Here is an 18,075-nt window from a genome sequence, read left to right on the forward strand (position 1 = left end):
ATCTCCGGGTGTCAATGACGGGTGCACACCCGCTGAGACGGCCGGATGCGGGCATGCCGAGGCACCCGAGACGATCAGGGAGTCGCCTCGGGTGCCACGGCCGGGGAGGGGGTCAGGCCAGCGCGGCCGCCAGCGTGCTCGACGAGATGTTGCCGCCACACGACACGACCACGACGCGTTGTCCTTCCAGTTCGGTCCGCCGGGCCCGCGCGGCCGCGAACGCCATCGCGGCGGACCCTTCGATCAGCTGGTGCTCGGTGTCGATCACCATCCGTAGCGCGGCGCTGATCGCGTCCTCGCTGACCAGGACCCAGTCGTCGACCAGCTCGCGACACAGGTCGAAGGTGATGCTGCCCGGTTCGACGCTGCCCGCCGTACCGTCGGACAAGGTCTCCTGCGCGTCGATCTGGATGATCTCGCCGGCCCGCACCGACGCGGCCATCGCGTCGTCGCGCACCGGTGAGGCGCCGTACACGCGAATCCCCGGCAGGTGCTGTTTGAGCACCGACGCGACCCCGCTGATCAGCCCACCGCCACCGACCGCGACGATCACCGCATCGAGCCGCCGGTCACCGAGCTGCTCGAGGATCTCCACCCCGACCGTGCCCTGCCCGGCGATGATGTCCGGGTCGTTGTACGGCGGCACGTAGGTCAGGTCGTGCTCGGCGGCGTACGCGCGGGCCTTCGGCTCCAGTACGCCGGAATCGTTGCCCTCGGCCCGTAGTTCGAGGCCGAGCCGGCGCAGTGCCGCGACCTTGCTCGGCGACGCGTTCTCCGGCAGGTAGACGATGCCGTGACCACCGAGCGTGGCCAAGGCGTTGCCGACGCCCAGACCGTGGTTGCCGGTCGAGGCGGTCACGACGCCGCGCTCCCGTTGCTCGTCGGTCAGCGTGAGGATCTTCGCCATCGAGCCGCGCGCCTTGAACGAGCCGGTGCGCTGCAGGTGCTCGGACTTCACCAGCACCTCCGCGCCGAGTTCCTCGCTGAACACGTCGTACTTCACCAACGGGGTGAGGACGAGGTGCTCGCGCAGCTGTGGCGCGACCTGCTCCGAGCGGGCGGCACTCGCCGCCGGGGTGATCTGTTCGATCTGTGTCATGCGCGCCCCTTCATCGGGTTCATCCGGTCGCCACCGCCAGGTTGGCACGGTCCAGCAGGCCGGCCCGCAGCGGGATGCACATCGGCTTGCCACTGACCGGATGCGGGACGACCTTCGACTCCACCCCGAACACGTCCCGGATGATGTCGCAGGTGAACACGTCTTCCGGTGTGCCCTCGGTGACCAGCGTCCCGGACTTCATCACGAACACGTGGTCGGCGTACTCGGCCGCCATGTTGAAGTCGTGCAGCACCATCGCGACCGTCTTGCCCTGCTCCTGGTTGAGCTGGTGCAACAGGTCGAGCACCTCGAGCTGGTAGGCGACATCCAGGTACGTCGTGGGTTCGTCGAGCAGGATCAGATCGGTGCCCTGGGCCAGGCAGAGCGCGATCCACACCCGCTGGCGCTGGCCACCGGACAACTGGTCGACGTGCTGGTGCCGCAACTCCGCCGTACTGGTCACCTTCATCGCCCACTCGACGGCCTCCTTGTCGGCCGCGCTCGGGGTCTTCAGCGACGTACGGTGCGGATGCCGGCCGAACCAGACCAGGTCCTCCACCGAGATCGACTCCGGCGTGACCAGGACCTGTGGCAGGATTGCCAGCAGCCGGGCCACGTCTTTGGTGGGCGTGTCCTGGATCGACTTCCCGTCCAGGATCACGCTGCCCTTGGCCGGTGGCAGCAACCGGGCCAACGCACGCAGCGCGGTGCTCTTGCCCGAGCCGTTCGGACCGATCAGCACGCTGACCTTGCCGTCCGGGATGGTCAGCGTCAGGTCCCTGGCGATGACGGTGCGGTCATAGGCCAGTTCGACAGCTTCTGCCTGCAGACGCATGGCTCTCCTACTTTCCGGTCTTCACGAGCAGGTACAGGAAGTACGGGCCCCCGACCACGGCTGTCACCAGGCCGGCGGGGATCTCCAGCGGCGGCGCGAGTCCGCGCCCGATCATGTCGGCGATCAGCATCAGCAGTACGCCGAAGAGCGCGGCGGCCGGGATCGACGCCATGTGCTTGCCGCCGAACACCCGGCGTGCCATGTGCGGGGCGATCAGGCCGACGAAGCCGATCGTGCCGGAGACTGCCACCGCCGCGGCCGCCAGTGCGACGGCGAAGAACAGCAGCAGCCGGCGGGTCTTCTCGACCGGTTCGCCGAGTCCCGCGGCCAGGTCGTCGCCCAGTCCGAGGACGTCGAGCTTGCGGCTCCACACCACGATCAACGGGACCAGCACGAGGACCCACGGCAGGATCTCCAGCACCGAGGTCATCGACCGGCCGAACAGGCTACCCGTCAGCCAGATCAGTGAGGCGCTGACGTCCAGCGGGTTGCGCACCAGCAGGAACCGGATGCCAGCTTCGAACGCCGCACTGACCGCGATGCCGACCAGCGCGATGCGCACCGGCGTGGCCCCGCGGCGGTAAGCCAGCAGGTAGACGAGCCCAGCCGCCGCCACACCACCCAGGAAGGCGGCGGGTACGACGGCCACCACGGGCAGACCGGGGATCGCGAGCAGCATCAACATCCCCGCGAAGCCCGCGCCCTTGGTGACACCGATGATGTCCGGCGCCGCCAGCGGGTTGCGGATCACGCCTTGCATGACCGCGCCCGACACCGCCAGCGCGGTGCCGACCAGCCAGCACAGCAGGACTCGCGGCAACTGGAAGTCGACCACGATCTGCGACGCCTGCGTCGAGGTGTCACCGACCAGCGCCCGCAGAACGTCGCCCAGGGACACCTCGGTGGCCCCCACGCTGAGACCGTAGAAGCTCAGCAGAATCGCAAGCGCTCCCAGTGATCCCATGAGGATGGCAGGATGCCGCCTCGCCAGCGATGTGCGCCGGATGCCCTGCGCAACAATCGTCGTACTACTCATCGTCGTCCTCGCTTCGCTCCGGGCGCCGATGAGGCACAAGTGGACTGTATTGAATGATGAACTCGCTTCGCTCGTTCATGACGTCACCTTCTGTCGGCGGGCGAGGTAGACGAAGATCGGCGCACCGATCAGAGCCGTGACGACTCCGGCCGGCACCTCGAACGGCGGTTTGACGTACCGGGAGACAGTGTCCGCGTAGAGCACGAGGGCGCCACCGCCCAGGGCGCACAGTGGGAGCAGCACCACGTAGCTGGATCCCACCAGCCGCCGGACGATGTGCGGCACGATCAGCCCGATGAACGCGACCGGACCGGCCACGGCCACGGCTGCACCGCAGAGCACAACCACCAGGACCGACCCGAACAGCCGGGTGCGTTCGACATTCTGGCCCAATCCGCGGGCCATATCGTCACCGAGCGCGAGGAGGTTCAGCGGCCGGGCCATCGCGAACGCACCGGCCAGGCCGATCACCAGCCACGGAAACAGGTCCCGGATATCGTTCCACCCGGCGTAGTTGACACCGCCGACCAGCCAGAACAGCACACTGTCGGTCGAGTTCTCGTCGAAGATGATCAGCACCTGGGTCAGCGAGATGAGCAGGCTGCTCGCCGTGACGCCGGCCAGTGCGAGGCGGACCGGACTGACCCGGCCACGCCCCGATCCGGCCAGCAACATCACCGAGACGCCGGCGGCTGCCGCGCCGCCGAAGGCCAGCAGGATCGTCGGCGCACCGGACAGCGACGGAACCACGGTGACCGCCAGGACGACGACCAGAACCGCACCCGCGTTGACGCCCATGATCTCGGGAGCGGCCAGCGGGTTCGCCGCGACCGCCTGCATCAGCGCACCGGCCACCGCCAGGGCGGCGCCGACGCAGAGCGCCAGCACCACCCTGGGCAGCCGGATCGAGTGCACGATCAACTCGTCGGTGGTCCGGGCGTGGAACATCGCGCCCGGCAACTTGCTCAGATCGATGTGCTGACTGCCGATCGACAGGCTCCAGGCGGCCCCGACGACGAGCAGCACCAGCATCGCCGCAGTCACCCAGGTGACGCGCTGCCGGTTGGTGGTGACCCGCGGACGCCGGTGGGCGGCGTCCGCGGTGTCAGCCGGTGGGGGCAGGGTGCCCGTGGAGAGCGACATGTCACTTCCCGTAGAGGTTCTCGATCGCCTGCTGGGCGATCAGCTCGGAGGCCAGCAACCCGCGCGACCTCGACCAGATGTTCTGGTCGACCTTGTACGTCGCGTTGTTCTTCACCGCGGGCACCTCTTTCCACAGCGGACTCTTGGCCCAGGTCTCGGCCAGCGTCTTGTCGGTCCAGCCGGCGATGAACATCGAGTCGGGCTTGGTGGCGACCAGCGTCTCCAGGGTGAGCGAGACCGAGGCGTCACCGCCCTCGTCGGACAGCGGCGAGTCGATGCCGAGGAGCTTCAGCACGCCGGCGGTGTAGGACTTCGGCGGGAAGCCGGTGAAGCCCTTGTCCGACGTGACCACGAACGTCGCCTTGCGCTTGTCGTCGGCCGGCACCTTGGCCTTCAGTTCGGCCATCACCTTCTCGTGCTCGGCCAGCCGGGTCTTCATCTGGTCGCACTTGTTCAGTGCGATCGCCGTCGACATCTCGCTGTCGACCACCTGCTGGTAGTTGCCGTTCAGGCTGGGAAAGGCGACCGTCGGGGCGATCTTGGACAGCTGGTCGTAGATCGCCTTGTGCCGGCCGGTCTCGGCCAGGATCAGGTCCGGCTTCAGCGCGGTGATCACCTGGATGTTCGGCGTGGCCCGCAGGCCGACCGACTTGTACTCACCCATCTTGCTGCGGATCCCGGGAATGATCCGGTCGGGCTTGTCGTCGTCGGCGACGCCGACCGGGGACATCCCGACCGAGACCAGCGCGTCGACGAAGGAGTACTCCAGCGCCACCACCCGGGTCGGGTTGCCGGTGATCGTGGTGGTGCCGAGGTCGTGCTTGATCGTGCGCGTCGGCTTGCCGCACTGTTCCAGGTTGACGTCCGAGCTGACGCCCTGGGCGGCAGCAGCACGATCGGCGTTCGGGGCGGCACCAGTGGCCGGGGAGGCGGACGAGCCGCAGCCGGCCAAGGCGACCGCGGCGAGGGTCAGGGCGAGCGCGGCGACGGAGCACCGCATTCTCGTGGCGGAGACAGACATGGCATTCGCTCCTCGAGTCGAAGATGCCTTGCAGGGGTAGTGGGGATCACCTGGCGGCGGCGAGGGAGTGCGCCGGGCCGGGGACGTGCGGACGGTCCTCGGAACCGGGACCGTCGTACAAGTTCCAGGGGGCCTGCTGGTAGCTGTTGCCACACGGGAGGCCGGGGGTGAGCCGATACGTGCCGGTGGTCAGATCGACCAGGCTGGACACGATCGTGGAATAGCGGTCGAGCTCGTGCCGGCGCGGATCGACGTGCTGGCAGACGGCGTTGGGGTGGCCGAAGTGGTCGCTCATCGTGGTCCGCACGATGGTCTCGACCGCTTCCTCGGTGGTGCCGTCGACGCGGACCCGGGACAGGCCCTCCTCGACGCGCGGTGTCCGGTAGAGCGAGTCCACCGAGAAGGGCTTGTAGGACTGTTCGATCTGCGGCGGGACGAAGGACTGGAAGTGGTTGCCGTGCACCAGCAACCCCTCGGTCGGGTACATCCAGCCGTGCCGGCCGGGAGTGGTCTCGACATCGATGGCGAAACCGTCGGCATGGGTGAGCAACAGGTTGCTGGACAGGCTCTGCCGGACGCTGAAGATCGCGTCCAGCGCGTCGTGCATGTCCCAGCTCTCGAGCACCTTGCGGCGGACGAAGGTACCGGGAACCCCCAGTCCGGTACCGAATCCGGCGCCGAGACCGTTGGCGTTCAACGCGATCCCGGCGGAGTTGGCGCCGTGCCGGCCGACCTGGCCGGCCTCGACGTGGCAGATGATGGTGGGCTTGCCCGGCTGGGCGATGCGCAGCACGACGACGGTGTCGGCGATCGCGTCCCAGAGGTCCCAGTTCTGGCCGGCCCAGACCCGGCCGAGCGCGTTGGCCTGCTGGAGCATCGCGAACGAGGTGCAGCCCTCGTCCTCGGACCGGCGATCCGTGAACGGATTGCCCTTGGTCAGCTCGCCGCGGCTGTTCAGCGCGAGGATCGTCTCGAAGCTGTGGCCGGAACCCTCCGCGATCCCGCGGAGCTCCTCGACGATGTCTGGCAGGTAGCCCTCGATCACCGGCACCCAGGCGGGGGCGCGGTCGAGGATCTCCGGCCAGGACAGGCCGGTCTTCCGGGCCGTCGACTCGGCGTAGAAGGCCACTGACCGGGCGATCGGCGCCCGCGCGGCCTCGCCGTACTGGCGGCCCCGCTCGCGCGGGTCGGCCGCGGTGAGGTCGATGCTGAGGAGCTCGGTCACGGGAATCTCCAGTGAAATCGGAGGGAAATCCAGGGTTCGTTGTGTTTGCTACGAAGTTTCAGACGACGGTAGTGACTGCTACAGTGACTGTCAACGAGTCAGCCGATCGTTTACCTGCCGGTGATCTTGACCAAGCGGATGACATGATCGGCGGATACGGGTAGTAGTCCTGCGAGGCGAAGGAGCCGTCGTGACTGTTGCGGAACCCAAGCCACCCAGCCTGCAGGAGCGGGTCGCCGCCCGGATCGGGACGCTCACCGCGACCGAGCGCAGGGTGGCCGAGTACCTGTCCACCCATCCTCAGGAGGCAGCCTTCTCCTCCGCCGAGGAGCTCGGCCGGGCCACCGGGACCAGCGACGCCAGCGTCGTCCGCACCGCGAAGGCTCTCGGCTTCGACGGCCTGCCCGGCCTGAAGCGTTCGCTGCAGGGCCATCTGCAGAGCCTGCTGACTCCCGCGAACCGGTTGAGCGCCAGCCTGGAGACGGTCGGCGACGGCCCGGAGGCCGTGCTGAGCGCGACCCTGCGCGACCACATCGAGCGCCTGACCCAGGCCGAGCGGTCCATCGACGCCGCCGAGTTCCGGCGGGCGGTCGAGCTGATCGACAACGCCCGGGAGACGGTGATCTGCGGATTCGCCGGCCTCGACGGGGTCTCGGAGTACATCGCCACCCATCTGACCCGGATCGGGCACCGGGCCCGGGCCGCGTCGGACACCGGCTACCGGCTGGCGGACCGGCTGCTGCTGATCACCGCCGAGGACGTGGTGATCGTGATCGGGCACAACCGGATCACCCGCGAGACCCGCGTGATCCTGGATCACTGCACCGCGACCGGCGTACCGGTGATCCTGCTGACGGACACGCTCGGCGAGGCGTTGCGCGACGAGGTCGCCGTCGTGCTGTCCGCACCGATGAGCCGTCCGGGTACGTTCACCAGCCAGGCGACCGTACTGATCCTGCTGGAGGCGCTGACGATCGCCGTGGCCGCCGGCGACCGCGAGCAGTCGCTCGACCACACCGAACGGATGAACCAGCTGCGCGAGGACCTGAACGGCTACTCGCTCGCGGATGAAGGACTGCTGACCCTGCCCAAGGCGAAGCGCACCGCGCAACGCCGGACATAGTCTCCGGTCAGACGGTTCCCTCGGTCCGTTCGTACACATCGGCCTCGAACTCCTCCAGCAGCCGCTCGCAGTCGGCTACCTTGGATCTCGCCAAATCCTTGCCGTTGGCACCCATCCAGTCCCGGTGCTCCACCTTGGCCAGCCAGCGGCGGAGCTTCTCCAGGTCCTGACGGATCTCCTCGGCTTCCTCGAAGGTGTAGTTCTCGCGGAAGCGCTCGAACTCGATCTCCTTGACGAACTTGGTGTCGCACTCCTCGACGATCTCGGCGTACTCCTTGGCGGACTGACTCCGGAAGCCCTCGACGAACTGGTCACGGGCGTCGTCGTCGACGTCGGTGAGGGTGAGGAAGACACTCGAGCCACCGAGTTCGGCGACCCGCTCCCGTACCTTCTCCATGCCGGTCCGCAGGTTGTCGCGATCCGGCAGCACGCACACGGCCTGCTGGACATAGAACCCGCCGAGCCGCTTCAGCTCCCGCCAGACCGCCACCCGCGCCCGCGACGAGTCGCTCGGCACCTTGTAGATCAGTAGCAGCCAGGCCTCGGTCTCAGTGGTCTTCACCGCAGCCTTCGTCCGTCGGGTCGTCGCCATGCCGCACAGGCTATCTGCCGTTGCCCACCACGACGCGGAGTCGATCGACCAAGTGCGGCATCACCTCCCGCCAGTCCGCGACCAGACCGACGTCGCACTGCGCGAAGATCTCCGCCGCCGGGTCGGTGTTGATGGCCAGTACGGTCCCGGCCCGGCTCGCGCCGGCCAGGTGGTTCAAGTTGCCGGACAGGCCGACCGCGAGGTACATCCGCGGCGCGATGCTGCGTCCGGTGATGCCGACCTGGCGCCCGTGCGGCAACCAGCCCTCGTCGGTCACCTTGCGGGTGGCGGCCAGTTCGGCGCCCAGGAGCACGCGCATCGGCTCGAGTTCGGCGTACGTCTCGGGCTGTACGCCGCGGCCGATGCCGATCACCACCTCGGCCCGGTCCAGCGCATCGCCGTCGTTTCCGGTACGACGCTCGGCCCGGTGGATCGCCGGATCCGCAGGGACCTGCAGCAGGTGGTCGGTGAGTTCGCGGTCGGCACGCGGTTCGCGCAGAGGCAAGAGACCGGTCCGGAGCGTGGCGATCTGTGGTGAGCCGTGGCTGACGATCTCCGCGAGCGTTCCACCGCCTGACGGTTTCAGTCCGGCGAGGCGCGGCGTCGTACCAGGCGTGACGCTCAGGCTGACCAGGTCCGACATCAGCCCGGCCCCTGAGGCGACGGCGAGGCGGGCCAGCACCTCGCGATCCCATGGCAAGGCCGCGCCGAGCACGGCCCACGGCGACCGTTCGCCGATCCACTCGGCCAACACAGCGGCCACCGGACGCGGCTCGTCGGCACTCAACGTCACCACACTGTCGGCGCCCCACCGCGCGAGATCGTCGTCGCTCTGCACTGCTCGTACTGCGGTCACCGCACCGCCGACCTGGACCGCTAGCGCGGCGGCGGCTCCCAGTAGCGCCCGAGTGCCGGCCACTGGTCCTGGACCGACCAGCGCAACCACCTCGGTCCCCAGGGGATGTGGAGTGGGCACGACTTCCGCCGCTTGCGCCGTCGGCGTTTCGAAGCAGCCTCGGGCGAGCAGTTCGGTGACAGCCCGGCTGGCCTGGGTCTGGGGGCGACCGCGGAAGATGATCGGGTCTCGGGTCAACGGCGCCGGGTGAACCTGGGCGACCTTGGTCGGGCTGCCAGGCAGACCCCAGCGACCGGGGGCGAGGTCGGCAGTGGTGACGCGACGGACCGCGCTGGCGGGTGGCCACGACTCGGCCGGAGCCTTGGCCGGCGGGCAGGAGCGTTCGGCGACGGCCACGACGGCGGGCAGGTCGACGACTACCTGCTCGGTGCCGGTGTCGTACTGAACCGTGGTCAGCAGCTTTCGGCCGGTCTCGTCCGGCTCCAGCGAGAGAACCGGCCCGGTGAACGGGACACCGAGGAGCTCGGCGAGCATGGCGCCGACCGCGCCCGTGCTGCCGTCGACCGAGCTGGCGCCGACCAGGATCAGGTCCGGGCGATCGTCGAGCAGTCCGATCGTCGACGCGAGCGCGCGGGCGGTGACGAGGCAGTCCGAGCCGGCCAGGGCGGGATCCGTCAGGTGGAGGGCGTCGTCGACACCCCAGGCCAGCGCTTCTCGCAGTACGTCGGCAGCCGCGGGCGGACCCATGGTGATCGCCGTACTGCGACCGCCGGACTCCCCCGCCAGCCGGACCGCCTGAGCCACGGCCCGGCGGCACCACGGATTCATCTCGGCGATCGCGCCGGCCCGTTCGAGCCGGCCGTCCGCGTCGAGGCGTCCGCTGTGATCACCCTTGGGCACCTGCTTCACCAGGGCCGTGACGACGAGATTCATGACAAACCGGTCCCGACGGCCAGGCCGATCACGTAGGTGACACCGGCCGACAGCCCACCGAGGAGCAGCTGTCGTCCGCCGCCGTACCAGAACGGGCGGGCGGTGATCTTGCCGACGATGCCGCCGGTGACGACCAGACCGACCGCGCTGAGCAGCAACGCCGGCAACACGCTCGCGGCGCCGAAGATGAACGGGATCAGCGGGATCAGCGCACCGATCGCGAACGCGGCGAACGACGAACCGGCCGCGACCCACGGGGACGGCAGGTCGTTGCGGTCGACCCCGAGTTCCTCGCGGACATGGACGTCGAGCGCGACGTCCGGATTGGCGGTCAGCTCGCGGGCGACCTGGGCGGCGAGCTCGGGACGCAGGCCCTTCGCCTCGTACATCCGGGCCAGCTCGCGTTGCTCTTCCTCGGGGTGGATCCGCAGCTCGCGCCGCTCGACCTCGATCTCGGACTTCATCAACTCGGTCTGGGACGAGACCGAGGTGAACTCTCCCGAGGCCATCGAGCAGGCGCCGGCGACCAGGCCGGCCAGCCCGGTCATGATCACGACCTTGCCGGTCGCGCCGCCGCCGACCACACCGGCGACCAGGGCGAAGTTCGACACCAGGCCGTCCATCACGCCGAAGGTGGCAGGCCGCAGCCAGCCGCCGGTGACGTCGCGGTGCGAGTGGTGGATCTCGGGACTGTGCTGTTCCGCAGCTTCCGCTGTCATTCAGGGACTTCCTTCCGGAGTGAGGTGAGCGTAACCTTGGTTAATTTGCATCACCTGTTACATCAGCCTACTCGTTACTTTCTTGGCGCGGCAACGGCGCCGCGGTCCCCGGCGGAGAGGTGCGCCACGGTCACGCCGGTCGCGGTCATCGTCCGCGTCACCTCGCGTCCGCCGTACACCCAGTAGATGGTCAGTTCGCCGTCGCCGCGGTTGATGAACTGGTGCGGTACGCCGGCCGGGACCCAGGTCGCGTCACCCGCCTCCAGGTCGACCCGCTCGCCGTCGATCACCGCGGTCGCCTGGCCGGAGAACACCAGCACCGACTCCTCGACGTTGTGCGAGTGCAACGGGATTTCGGTGCCGACGGCAAACACCGTCGTACCGGTGGTGACCCGGTTCGGTCCACAGTTCCAGGCGCCGACATAAGGAACGGTGCGTACGCCGCTGCCCCGGTCGAACACCTCGACCTCGCCGGGCCGGATCACCAAGCGCGGCGCCGGCTCGGCCGACCAGACGGTCTTGGTGTTCATGAACTCGCGCATCCCGTGCACGCCCAGCTCGCGGCCGTACCCGGATCGCTTGATCCCGCCGAAGGGCAGCCGCGGATCCGAGGCGACCATCGCGTTGACGAACACCGCCCCCGCGTCCAGCCGCCGGGTCAGCTCACGGGCGCGCTCCGGCCGCGTCCACAACGACGCCGCCAGTCCGAACTCGGTCTGGTTCGCCAGCCGGATCGCCTCGTCCGCGTCGCGCACCCGCGTGATCGCCGCGACCGGTCCGAACGTCTCCTCGTCGAACGCCGCCATCCCCGGCAGCACGTGGTCGAGCACGGTCGGCTGGTAGTAGAACCCGGGCCGGTCGACCACGTCGCCGCCACGGACGAGGGTCGCGCCGGCTTCAACCGTACGGCGAACCTGCGCGTGCAACGTGTCACGCAGATTGGCCCGGGCCAGCGGGCCGATCGTGGTGGCGCCGTCGACCGGATCACCGAGGACGAGCCGGTCGACCGCCGTACCGAAACGGGCGACGAAATCGTCGGCGACGGACTCCTCGACGATGAACCGCTTCGCGTTGACGCAGCTCTGTCCGGCGTTGAGGAACCGCGCGGTGACGGCGGTCCGTGCAGCCGCGTCCAGGTCGGCGTCGGCGAGGACGATGAACGGGTCCGAGCCACCGAGTTCGAGGACCTGCTTCTTCAGCGCCCGTCCGGCCTGCGCGGCGATGACGCTACCGACCTCGGTGGAGCCGGTGAAGGTGACGGCCGCGATCCGGTCGTCCTCGATCAGACCGGCGACCTGCTCGGTCTCGACCAGGACGACCCCGATCAATCCGGCCGGCATCCCGGCGTCCCGCAGGACGGATTCGATCGCCAGCGCACACCGCGGGACCGAGTTGGCGTGCTTGAGGATCGCCCCGTTGCCCGCGGCCAGGGCCGGCGCGGCGAACCGGAAGAACTGCCAGAACGGGTAGTTCCACGGCATCACCGCGAGGACGACGCCGAGCGGCTCGAACTCGACCCGGCTGTCGGGCGTGACCGTCTCCGCGGCCAGGAAGCCCTCCGCACGTGAGGCGTAGTACTCACACGTGATCGCGCACTTCTCGATCTCGGCGACCGCCTCGGTCAGCGGCTTGCCCATCTCGCTGGTGATCAGCGCGGCGAGTTCGGGCTTCCGGCTCCGCAGCGTTTCGGCCAGGGAGGTGAGCAGGTCGGTCCGCTCGGACACCTCGGTCCACCGCCAGTTGCTTTGGGCAACCACTGCGGCGGTCAGCAGCGCGTCGACGCGGTCCGCGTCGTACGCGTCGAAGGTGACGAGTTCTTCCCCGCTGGCGGGGTTGAACGAGGCGATCACGAGGGTTGCCCTTCGCTCAGGCGGTGCAGCACGTAGGGCAGCACACCGCCGTGGTGGTAGTAGTCGACTTCGCGAGGTGTGTCGAGGCGGATCTTCAGCCGGTAGGTCCGGCCCGCGGAGCACGCGGTCGCAAAGCCGTCCATGCCGAGCCGGAGGTCGATGGGCTCTGTTCCGGTGAGGTCGTCGCCCTCTCCGGGCAGGAACTCCAGCGGCAGGATGCCGAGGCCGACCAGGTTCGATCGATGGATCCGCTCGAACGACTGCGCGAGTACCGCCCGTACTCCGAGCAGCGCCGGGCCCTTGGCCGCCCAGTCGCGCGACGACCCGGCGCCGTATTCCTTGCCGGCGACAACGACGATCGGTACGCCGGCCGCGCGATAGGCCTCGGCCGCGTCGTAGATCGAGGTCAGGACGCCGTCCGGGCCGGGCGTGACCGGGCCTTCGACGCCGTCCGCAAGCTCGTTGCGCAGCCGCAGGTTGGCGAAGGCGCCGCGGACCATCACTTGATGGTTGCCGCGTCGCGACGCATACGTGTTCAGCTGGTCCGTCCCGGCGTCGCGCAGATAGCGACCGGCCACGCTGTCCGGGGGAATCGCGCCCGCGGGCGAGAGGTGGTCCGTGGTGACCGAGTCACCGAGCCGCACCAACGCGCGAGCGCCGACCAAGTCACCCGGTGTGGGCTGCACGTCGAAGTACGGCGGCCGGCGAAGGTACGTCGAGTCCTCCCAGGCGAAGGTCTCACCCGCCGGCGCAGCAAGTTGCTGCCAGCGGTCGTCGCCGGCGAACAGATCGTCATACGCGCGATCGAATAACTCGGGCTTGAGCGTGCGGCCGATCACCGCTTCGATCTCGGCCGGCTCAGGCCAAAGGTCCTCCAGGTAGACCGGCGGTCCCTCTGAGCTGAGCGGCTCGGAGAGCAGGTCGATGTCCATCCGGCCGGCGAGGGCGTAGGCGATCACGAGCGGCGGCGACGCGAGGTAGTTCAGCCGGACGTCGGCCTGGATCCTGCCCTCGAAGTTCCGGTTCCCCGACAGCACGGCCGCGACGGTGAGGTCCTGCGTCCGGACCGCCTCGGCGACCTCGTCGATCAACGCGCCCGACGCCCCGATGCAGGTCATACAGCCGAACCCCGCCAGGTGGAAGCCGAGCTTCTCCAGGTACGGCGTGAGTCCGGCGTCGCCGAGATAGTCCATCACCACGCGCGACCCGGGAGACAGTGTCGTCTTCACCCACGGCTTGCTGGCCAAACCGCGCTCAACGGCGTTGCGGGCGAGCAGGCCGGCGGCGACCATCACCGCGGGGTTCGACGTGTTCGTGCAGGACGTGATGGCCGCGACGACGACCGCACCGTGCCCGACCGTGGTCGTGGTGCGTGGGCCGGCCGGCAGTTCACGCTCGACTGCCTGCTTGGCGGTGGACAGTTGCGTGCGTTGCTGCGGCCGACGAGGTCCGGCGATGGAGGGGACCACTGTGGTCAGGTCGATGTCCAGACACTCGTCGTACGTCAGGTCGACAGACGGGTCGTGCCACAGGCCCTGCTCTCGGGCGTAGGACTCGACCAGCGCGACCTTCTCCGGCGTACGTCCGGTGAAGAGCAGGTATTCGAGCGTGCGCTCGTCGATCGGGAAGTACGCCGCGGTCGAGCCGAACTCAGGGCTCATGTTCGCGATCGTCGCCCGGTCCGGCACCGGCAGGTCCGCCAGCGCGGGGCCGGTGAACTCGACCAGCTTGCCGACCACGCCGTGCGCCCGCAGCGTCTCGGTGATCGTCAGCACCAGGTCGGTCGCGGTCGTCCCGACCGGCAGCGCACCGGTCAGGCGTACGCCGACCACCGGCGGCAGCATCATCGACACCGACTGCCCGAGCATCGCCGCCTCGGCCTCGATCCCGCCGATCCCCCACCCGAGCACACCCAGGCCGTTGACCATCGTGGTGTGCGAGTCGGTGCCCAGGCAGAGATCTGGGAACACCCAGCCGTCGCGCTCCTCGACCACCCGGGCCAGGTGCTCCAGGTTGATCTGGTGCATGATCCCGGACCCCGGCGGCACCACCTCGAGCTGCCGGAACGTGCGCTGTCCCCAGCGCAGGAAGCGGTACCGCTCGGCGTTGCGCTCGTACTCCAGCTCGACGTTGCGCCGCAACGCGTCCGGCCGGCCGAACACGTCCGCGATCACCGAGTGGTCGACCACCAGCTCCGCCGGGATCACCGGGTCGACCAGTCCGGGGTCCTTGCCGCGGGCAACCATTGCGTCCCGCATCGCGGCCAGGTCGGCCAGCACGGGTACGCCGTTCGTGTCGTGCAGGAAGATCCGCGACGGGTAGACCTCCAGCTCGCCGGTCGCGCCCGGTTTCCAGTCGCGCAGTATGTCGCTCGCCGTGCCGTGCCGCAGTGCGTTCTCCAGAAGGATCCGGAGCGTCCGCGGCAAGTGATCGGGCGCGATGCCTCGCAGTGACTGGATGTTCATGCGAGCCCGTTGATCGACTCGACGACGGCCGCGGTGAACTCCGCCGTACCGGCCGTGCCGCCGAGGTCCGCCGTACGGATGCCTTGGGCAACCGCCGCCCGGAGACCGCGATCGATCAGCTCGGCGGCCGGCTGGTTGCCGAGCCAGTCGAGCAGCATCGCGCCGGAGGAGATCATCGCCGTCGGGTTGGCCAGGCCGCGGCCGGCGATGTCCGGGGCCGAGCCGTGCGCCGCCTGCGCCATCGCCCGCTCATGCGAGGCGTTGATGGACGGCGCGATCCCGAGCGAGCCGGCCAGTTCGCCGGTCAGGTCGGACAGGATGTCGCCGAACATGTTCTCCGTGACCAGTACGTCGAAGTCCGCCCCGTGCCGGACCAGATGGACGGTCATCGCGTCGATGTGGAAGTCGTCGACCGCGACGTCGGGGTACTCGGCGGCGATCTCCCGGCAGATCTCCAGGAAGAAGCCGGTCGTGGTCCGGAGCACGTTGGCCTTGTGGACGATGGTCAGACGCTTGCGGCGCTGGACCGCGAGCTCGAAGGCCTGCCGCGCGATCCGCTCGATCGCGGGACGGGTGAAGATGCCCATCGCGATCGCCACGTCCGCGGTCGGCATGAACTCACCGGTGCCGCGATAGGTACTGCGATCGGCGTAGAAGCCCTCGGTGTTCTCCCGGACCACGACCAGGTCGAGCCCGGGCAGCAGCGCGGGCGTCCCGTCGAAGGCCTTCGCCGGGCGGATGTTGGCGAACAGATCGAAATGCTTGCGGAGGAACCCGCTCGGGTTGAGCTGCGCGCGATGCTCCGCGGGGTACGACGCACTGTCGTGCGGGCCGAGGAGCCAGCCGTCGAGCTTGTCGAGCGTCTCGACCGTGACGTCCGGGAGGGCGCTGCCGTGCGTCTCGATCGCCGCGGCGCCGACCGGGAGCGGCACCCACTCGACGGCCGGCGCACCGACGGCGCCGAGAGCGGAATCGAGCACCTGGACGGCGGCGGGCACGATCTCGGGCCCGATGCCGTCACCCAGCAGCACACCCAACCGGAAGTTGTCAGCCATAGTGAGGAGTGTGAGTCGTTATAACGACTCGCGTCAAGTGTTTGGCAGATCTCGTCTCAAGGCATGATCTCAAGGTAGTCTGAGCCAGCCGGTCGTTATAACTAGCTGGAGGATCCCGTGACCAAGGCCGAGATCGCCTACGAACTCGTCCGCGACCAGGTGCTGCGCGGCGGGCTGGGACCCGGTGCGGTCATCCCGCAGGCCGACCTGGCCCGCGAGCTCGGCATCAGCACGACACCCCTGCGCGAGGCGTTGCGCCGGCTGATGACCGAGGGCCTGGTCGAGCTGGACGCGCACCGGGACGCGCGCGTCACCCGGCTGACCGCGGAGGAGGCGCGCGATCTGGTCGAGATCCGTCGTTCGCTCGACCCGTTGGCCGCCGGCCTGGCGGCGGAACGGCGGACCCGGGAGGATCTCGCGCTGATCCGGGAGACGGCTGACGGGCTGCGGCCGCTGCGGACCGACCCCGGGTCGGCCGAGCTGCTCACGCACCGGCGGTTCCACGTCGCGATCTACTCGGCCTCGCACAACGAGCTCCTCGTCCAGACCCTGGACGGGCTGTGGGACAAAGCCGACCGGTACCGCAGGCTTGCTCTCGAGGACGGCCGGACCGAGGACGATCTGGACCGCACCCACACCGAGCACCTCGCACTGGTCGACGCGATCGCGGCCGGAGACTCCGGCACCGCCGCCGCGGTCATGCTCGCCCATGTGAACGCCAGTCTCGGTGCGCGCGCGGTCTCGCGCCTCACGTCCGCCGCCGCGCAACCCGTCGCCCGGTCACTCCGGGGCATCCGAGGAGGGCGAACGTGAGCGAGGCCTTGTGGACCGGTTTCCAGCATCAGGAGGTCGATGCGGACGGCTGGACGACGTTCTGGCGACTCGATCCGCGGGGTCACGACTTCGGCCTGACCGACTGGACCGGATCCCCGGATCGACCAGGTCATCGTCTCTGGGAGCGCGCCGCGACCCCCGCCGGTGTGCGCGGAGCCTGGCGTACGTCGGCCTCCTCGGTCGGACTGGAGATCCGGGCGGCGCGCGGCATCGCCAGCACGATCGGGCCCGTGGACATCCTGGTCGACGGTGAACTGCACGAGCGCTGCGCAGTCCGCGAGGGTGAGCAGCGTCTGACCGTTGACCTGCCGGGCCGCGCGGTCGAGGTGGAGCTCTGGCTACCGCAAGTCGGCATGGTCGAGATCCGCGGGCTCGCGTTCGACGGTGACTCCGAGCCGCTGGCGCCGACCGGGCCACGCTGGGTCACTTACGGCAGCTCGATCACCCAGTGCGGCGGCGCCTACGGTCCGTCCGAGACCTGGCCGGCGCTGGTCGCCCGGCAGCACGGCTGGAACTGTGTCTCGCTCGGCTTCGCCGGCGAGTGCCACCTCGACCCGGTCGCCGCCCACACGATCCGCGACCTCCCGGCCCGTCTGATCTCGTTATGCCTCGGCATCAACATCTACGGCGGCGAAACCTTCAGTGGCCGCACCTTGCCCGGCCAGATCGAGGCCTTCATCTCGACAGTCCGCGCCGGCCACCCCAAGACCCCGATCGTGGTGATCACGCCCCTGTTCGCGCCCAACCGCGAGGGCAAACCGAACGCGGTCGGTCTCACGCTGGACGACGTACGCGACTGTGTGGAGCTCGGCGCGCGCAGGGATCCGGGGGTCCACCTCATCGACGGCCGTGAGGTCCTCACGATGGACGAAGCGCGAGCCCTCTACGCGGACGACGTACACCCCGGCCCCGACGGCTACCGCCTGATCGGCGAGCGTCTGGCGACCCTACTCGGTCCCCACCTCCGATAGCCCACCGCCCACCCCACTCAAGCCCTTACCCATTTCCCCCACACCGAGGGCACGGGAGCCCCATTCAGGCTCTTGTGCTGGATGTGTGGGTGGTTTCGGAGCGCGTTGGGTGGTGCTCCTGGTCGGTTCCCGCTCCGCCCTCACCCGCCGTGGGGGGCGGTGGAGACACCGGCCCCGGGGTGCGCCCCCGGTCTGTTCGGGTGGAGGGTTTTCTGCCGGTTTGGGGAGGGTTTTCCTCGGCGAGATCAGGGGGTGGTCGCAACGCGGTGTAGGTCGTCGATGAGGAGGGTAGCGAACATTTCGCGGGGGGTGTGGTAG

15 protein-coding genes are annotated in these 18,075 nt (G+C 69.2%); 3 read left to right on the top strand and 12 right to left on the bottom strand.

Going from position 1 to position 18,075, the window contains the following annotated elements; genetic code table 11:
- Nucleotides 1-112: 112 nt before the first annotated feature.
- From ACXC9Q_RS15320 to ACXC9Q_RS15345, 6 genes are all read right to left on the bottom strand, one after another.
- Entirely contained in the window at nucleotides 113-1,099 is a 987-nt protein-coding gene (locus ACXC9Q_RS15320; RefSeq protein WP_457057173.1) for a threonine/serine dehydratase, read from the bottom strand.
- Between the two features lie 19 nt (nucleotides 1,100-1,118).
- Nucleotides 1,119-1,934, bottom strand: a complete 816-nt coding sequence (locus tag ACXC9Q_RS15325) for an ABC transporter ATP-binding protein (protein WP_457057174.1) — start codon at nucleotides 1,932-1,934, stop codon at nucleotides 1,119-1,121.
- 7 nt (nucleotides 1,935-1,941) lie between these two features.
- On the bottom strand, nucleotides 1,942-2,970 hold the full coding sequence (locus ACXC9Q_RS15330; RefSeq protein ID WP_457057175.1) for a FecCD family ABC transporter permease: 1,029 nt from the start codon (nucleotides 2,968-2,970) through the stop codon (nucleotides 1,942-1,944).
- A 75-nt stretch (nucleotides 2,971-3,045) separates the two neighbouring features.
- Nucleotides 3,046-4,113: a FecCD family ABC transporter permease gene (locus ACXC9Q_RS15335; RefSeq protein WP_457057176.1), complete on the bottom strand. Its 1,068-nt coding sequence runs from the start codon at nucleotides 4,111-4,113 to the stop codon at nucleotides 3,046-3,048.
- Between the two features lies 1 nt (nucleotide 4,114).
- Nucleotides 4,115-5,134, bottom strand: a complete 1,020-nt coding sequence (locus ACXC9Q_RS15340; RefSeq protein WP_457057177.1) for an ABC transporter substrate-binding protein — start codon at nucleotides 5,132-5,134, stop codon at nucleotides 4,115-4,117.
- A 46-nt stretch (nucleotides 5,135-5,180) separates the two neighbouring features.
- Nucleotides 5,181-6,359, bottom strand: a complete 1,179-nt coding sequence (locus tag ACXC9Q_RS15345) for a C45 family autoproteolytic acyltransferase/hydolase (protein WP_457057178.1) — start codon at nucleotides 6,357-6,359, stop codon at nucleotides 5,181-5,183.
- A 190-nt stretch (nucleotides 6,360-6,549) separates the two neighbouring features.
- Here ACXC9Q_RS15345 and ACXC9Q_RS15350 point away from each other — a divergent pair, with 190 nt between their 5' ends.
- The gene (locus tag ACXC9Q_RS15350) at nucleotides 6,550-7,482 is read left to right on the top strand and encodes a MurR/RpiR family transcriptional regulator (protein ID WP_457057179.1); all 933 of its coding nucleotides are present in this window, start codon (nucleotides 6,550-6,552) and stop codon (nucleotides 7,480-7,482) included.
- A 7-nt stretch (nucleotides 7,483-7,489) separates the two neighbouring features.
- Here ACXC9Q_RS15350 and ACXC9Q_RS15355 read toward each other — a convergent pair whose 3' ends face one another.
- The 6 genes from ACXC9Q_RS15355 to ACXC9Q_RS15380 all read right to left on the bottom strand — a co-directional run bounded on the left by ACXC9Q_RS15355 (nucleotide 7,490) and on the right by ACXC9Q_RS15380 (nucleotide 15,952).
- Entirely contained in the window at nucleotides 7,490-8,074 is a 585-nt protein-coding gene (locus ACXC9Q_RS15355) for a Chromate resistance protein ChrB (RefSeq protein ID WP_457057180.1), read from the bottom strand.
- Between the two features lie 10 nt (nucleotides 8,075-8,084).
- Nucleotides 8,085-9,863 carry an FAD-binding protein gene (locus ACXC9Q_RS15360; protein ID WP_457057181.1) on the bottom strand — a complete coding sequence of 593 codons (1,779 nt, stop codon included), beginning with the start codon at nucleotides 9,861-9,863 and terminating at the stop codon, nucleotides 8,085-8,087.
- Entirely contained in the window at nucleotides 9,860-10,582 is a 723-nt protein-coding gene (locus ACXC9Q_RS15365; protein WP_457057182.1) for a VIT1/CCC1 transporter family protein, read from the bottom strand. The genes ACXC9Q_RS15360 and ACXC9Q_RS15365 overlap by 4 nt, the downstream gene beginning before the upstream one ends.
- Before the next feature lie 74 nt (nucleotides 10,583-10,656).
- On the bottom strand, nucleotides 10,657-12,432 hold the full coding sequence (locus tag ACXC9Q_RS15370) for an aldehyde dehydrogenase family protein (RefSeq protein ID WP_457057183.1): 1,776 nt from the start codon (nucleotides 12,430-12,432) through the stop codon (nucleotides 10,657-10,659).
- Nucleotides 12,429-14,897, bottom strand: coding sequence for an aconitate hydratase AcnA (gene acnA / locus ACXC9Q_RS15375; protein WP_457057184.1), 2,469 nt, complete (start codon nucleotides 14,895-14,897; stop codon nucleotides 12,429-12,431). The genes ACXC9Q_RS15370 and acnA overlap by 4 nt, the downstream gene beginning before the upstream one ends.
- Nucleotides 14,894-15,952 (bottom strand): isocitrate/isopropylmalate dehydrogenase family protein, encoded by a 1,059-nt coding sequence (locus ACXC9Q_RS15380; RefSeq protein WP_457057185.1) that lies wholly within the window; start codon nucleotides 15,950-15,952, stop codon nucleotides 14,894-14,896. Before ACXC9Q_RS15380 ends, acnA begins: the two co-directional genes overlap by 4 nt.
- Before the next feature lie 117 nt (nucleotides 15,953-16,069).
- Here ACXC9Q_RS15380 and ACXC9Q_RS15385 point away from each other — a divergent pair, with 117 nt between their 5' ends.
- Together ACXC9Q_RS15385 and ACXC9Q_RS15390 are read left to right on the top strand one after the other, a co-directional pair.
- A complete protein-coding gene (locus ACXC9Q_RS15385) occupies nucleotides 16,070-16,765 on the top strand; it encodes a GntR family transcriptional regulator (protein ID WP_457057186.1) in 696 nt (231 codons plus the stop codon).
- Nucleotides 16,762-17,757, top strand: a complete 996-nt coding sequence (locus tag ACXC9Q_RS15390; protein WP_457057187.1) for a GDSL-type esterase/lipase family protein — start codon at nucleotides 16,762-16,764, stop codon at nucleotides 17,755-17,757. The genes ACXC9Q_RS15385 and ACXC9Q_RS15390 overlap by 4 nt, the downstream gene beginning before the upstream one ends.
- The last annotated feature ends 318 nt before the right edge of the window (nucleotides 17,758-18,075 follow it).

The sequence above is a fragment of the Kribbella sp. CWNU-51 genome, from assembly GCF_054073265.1.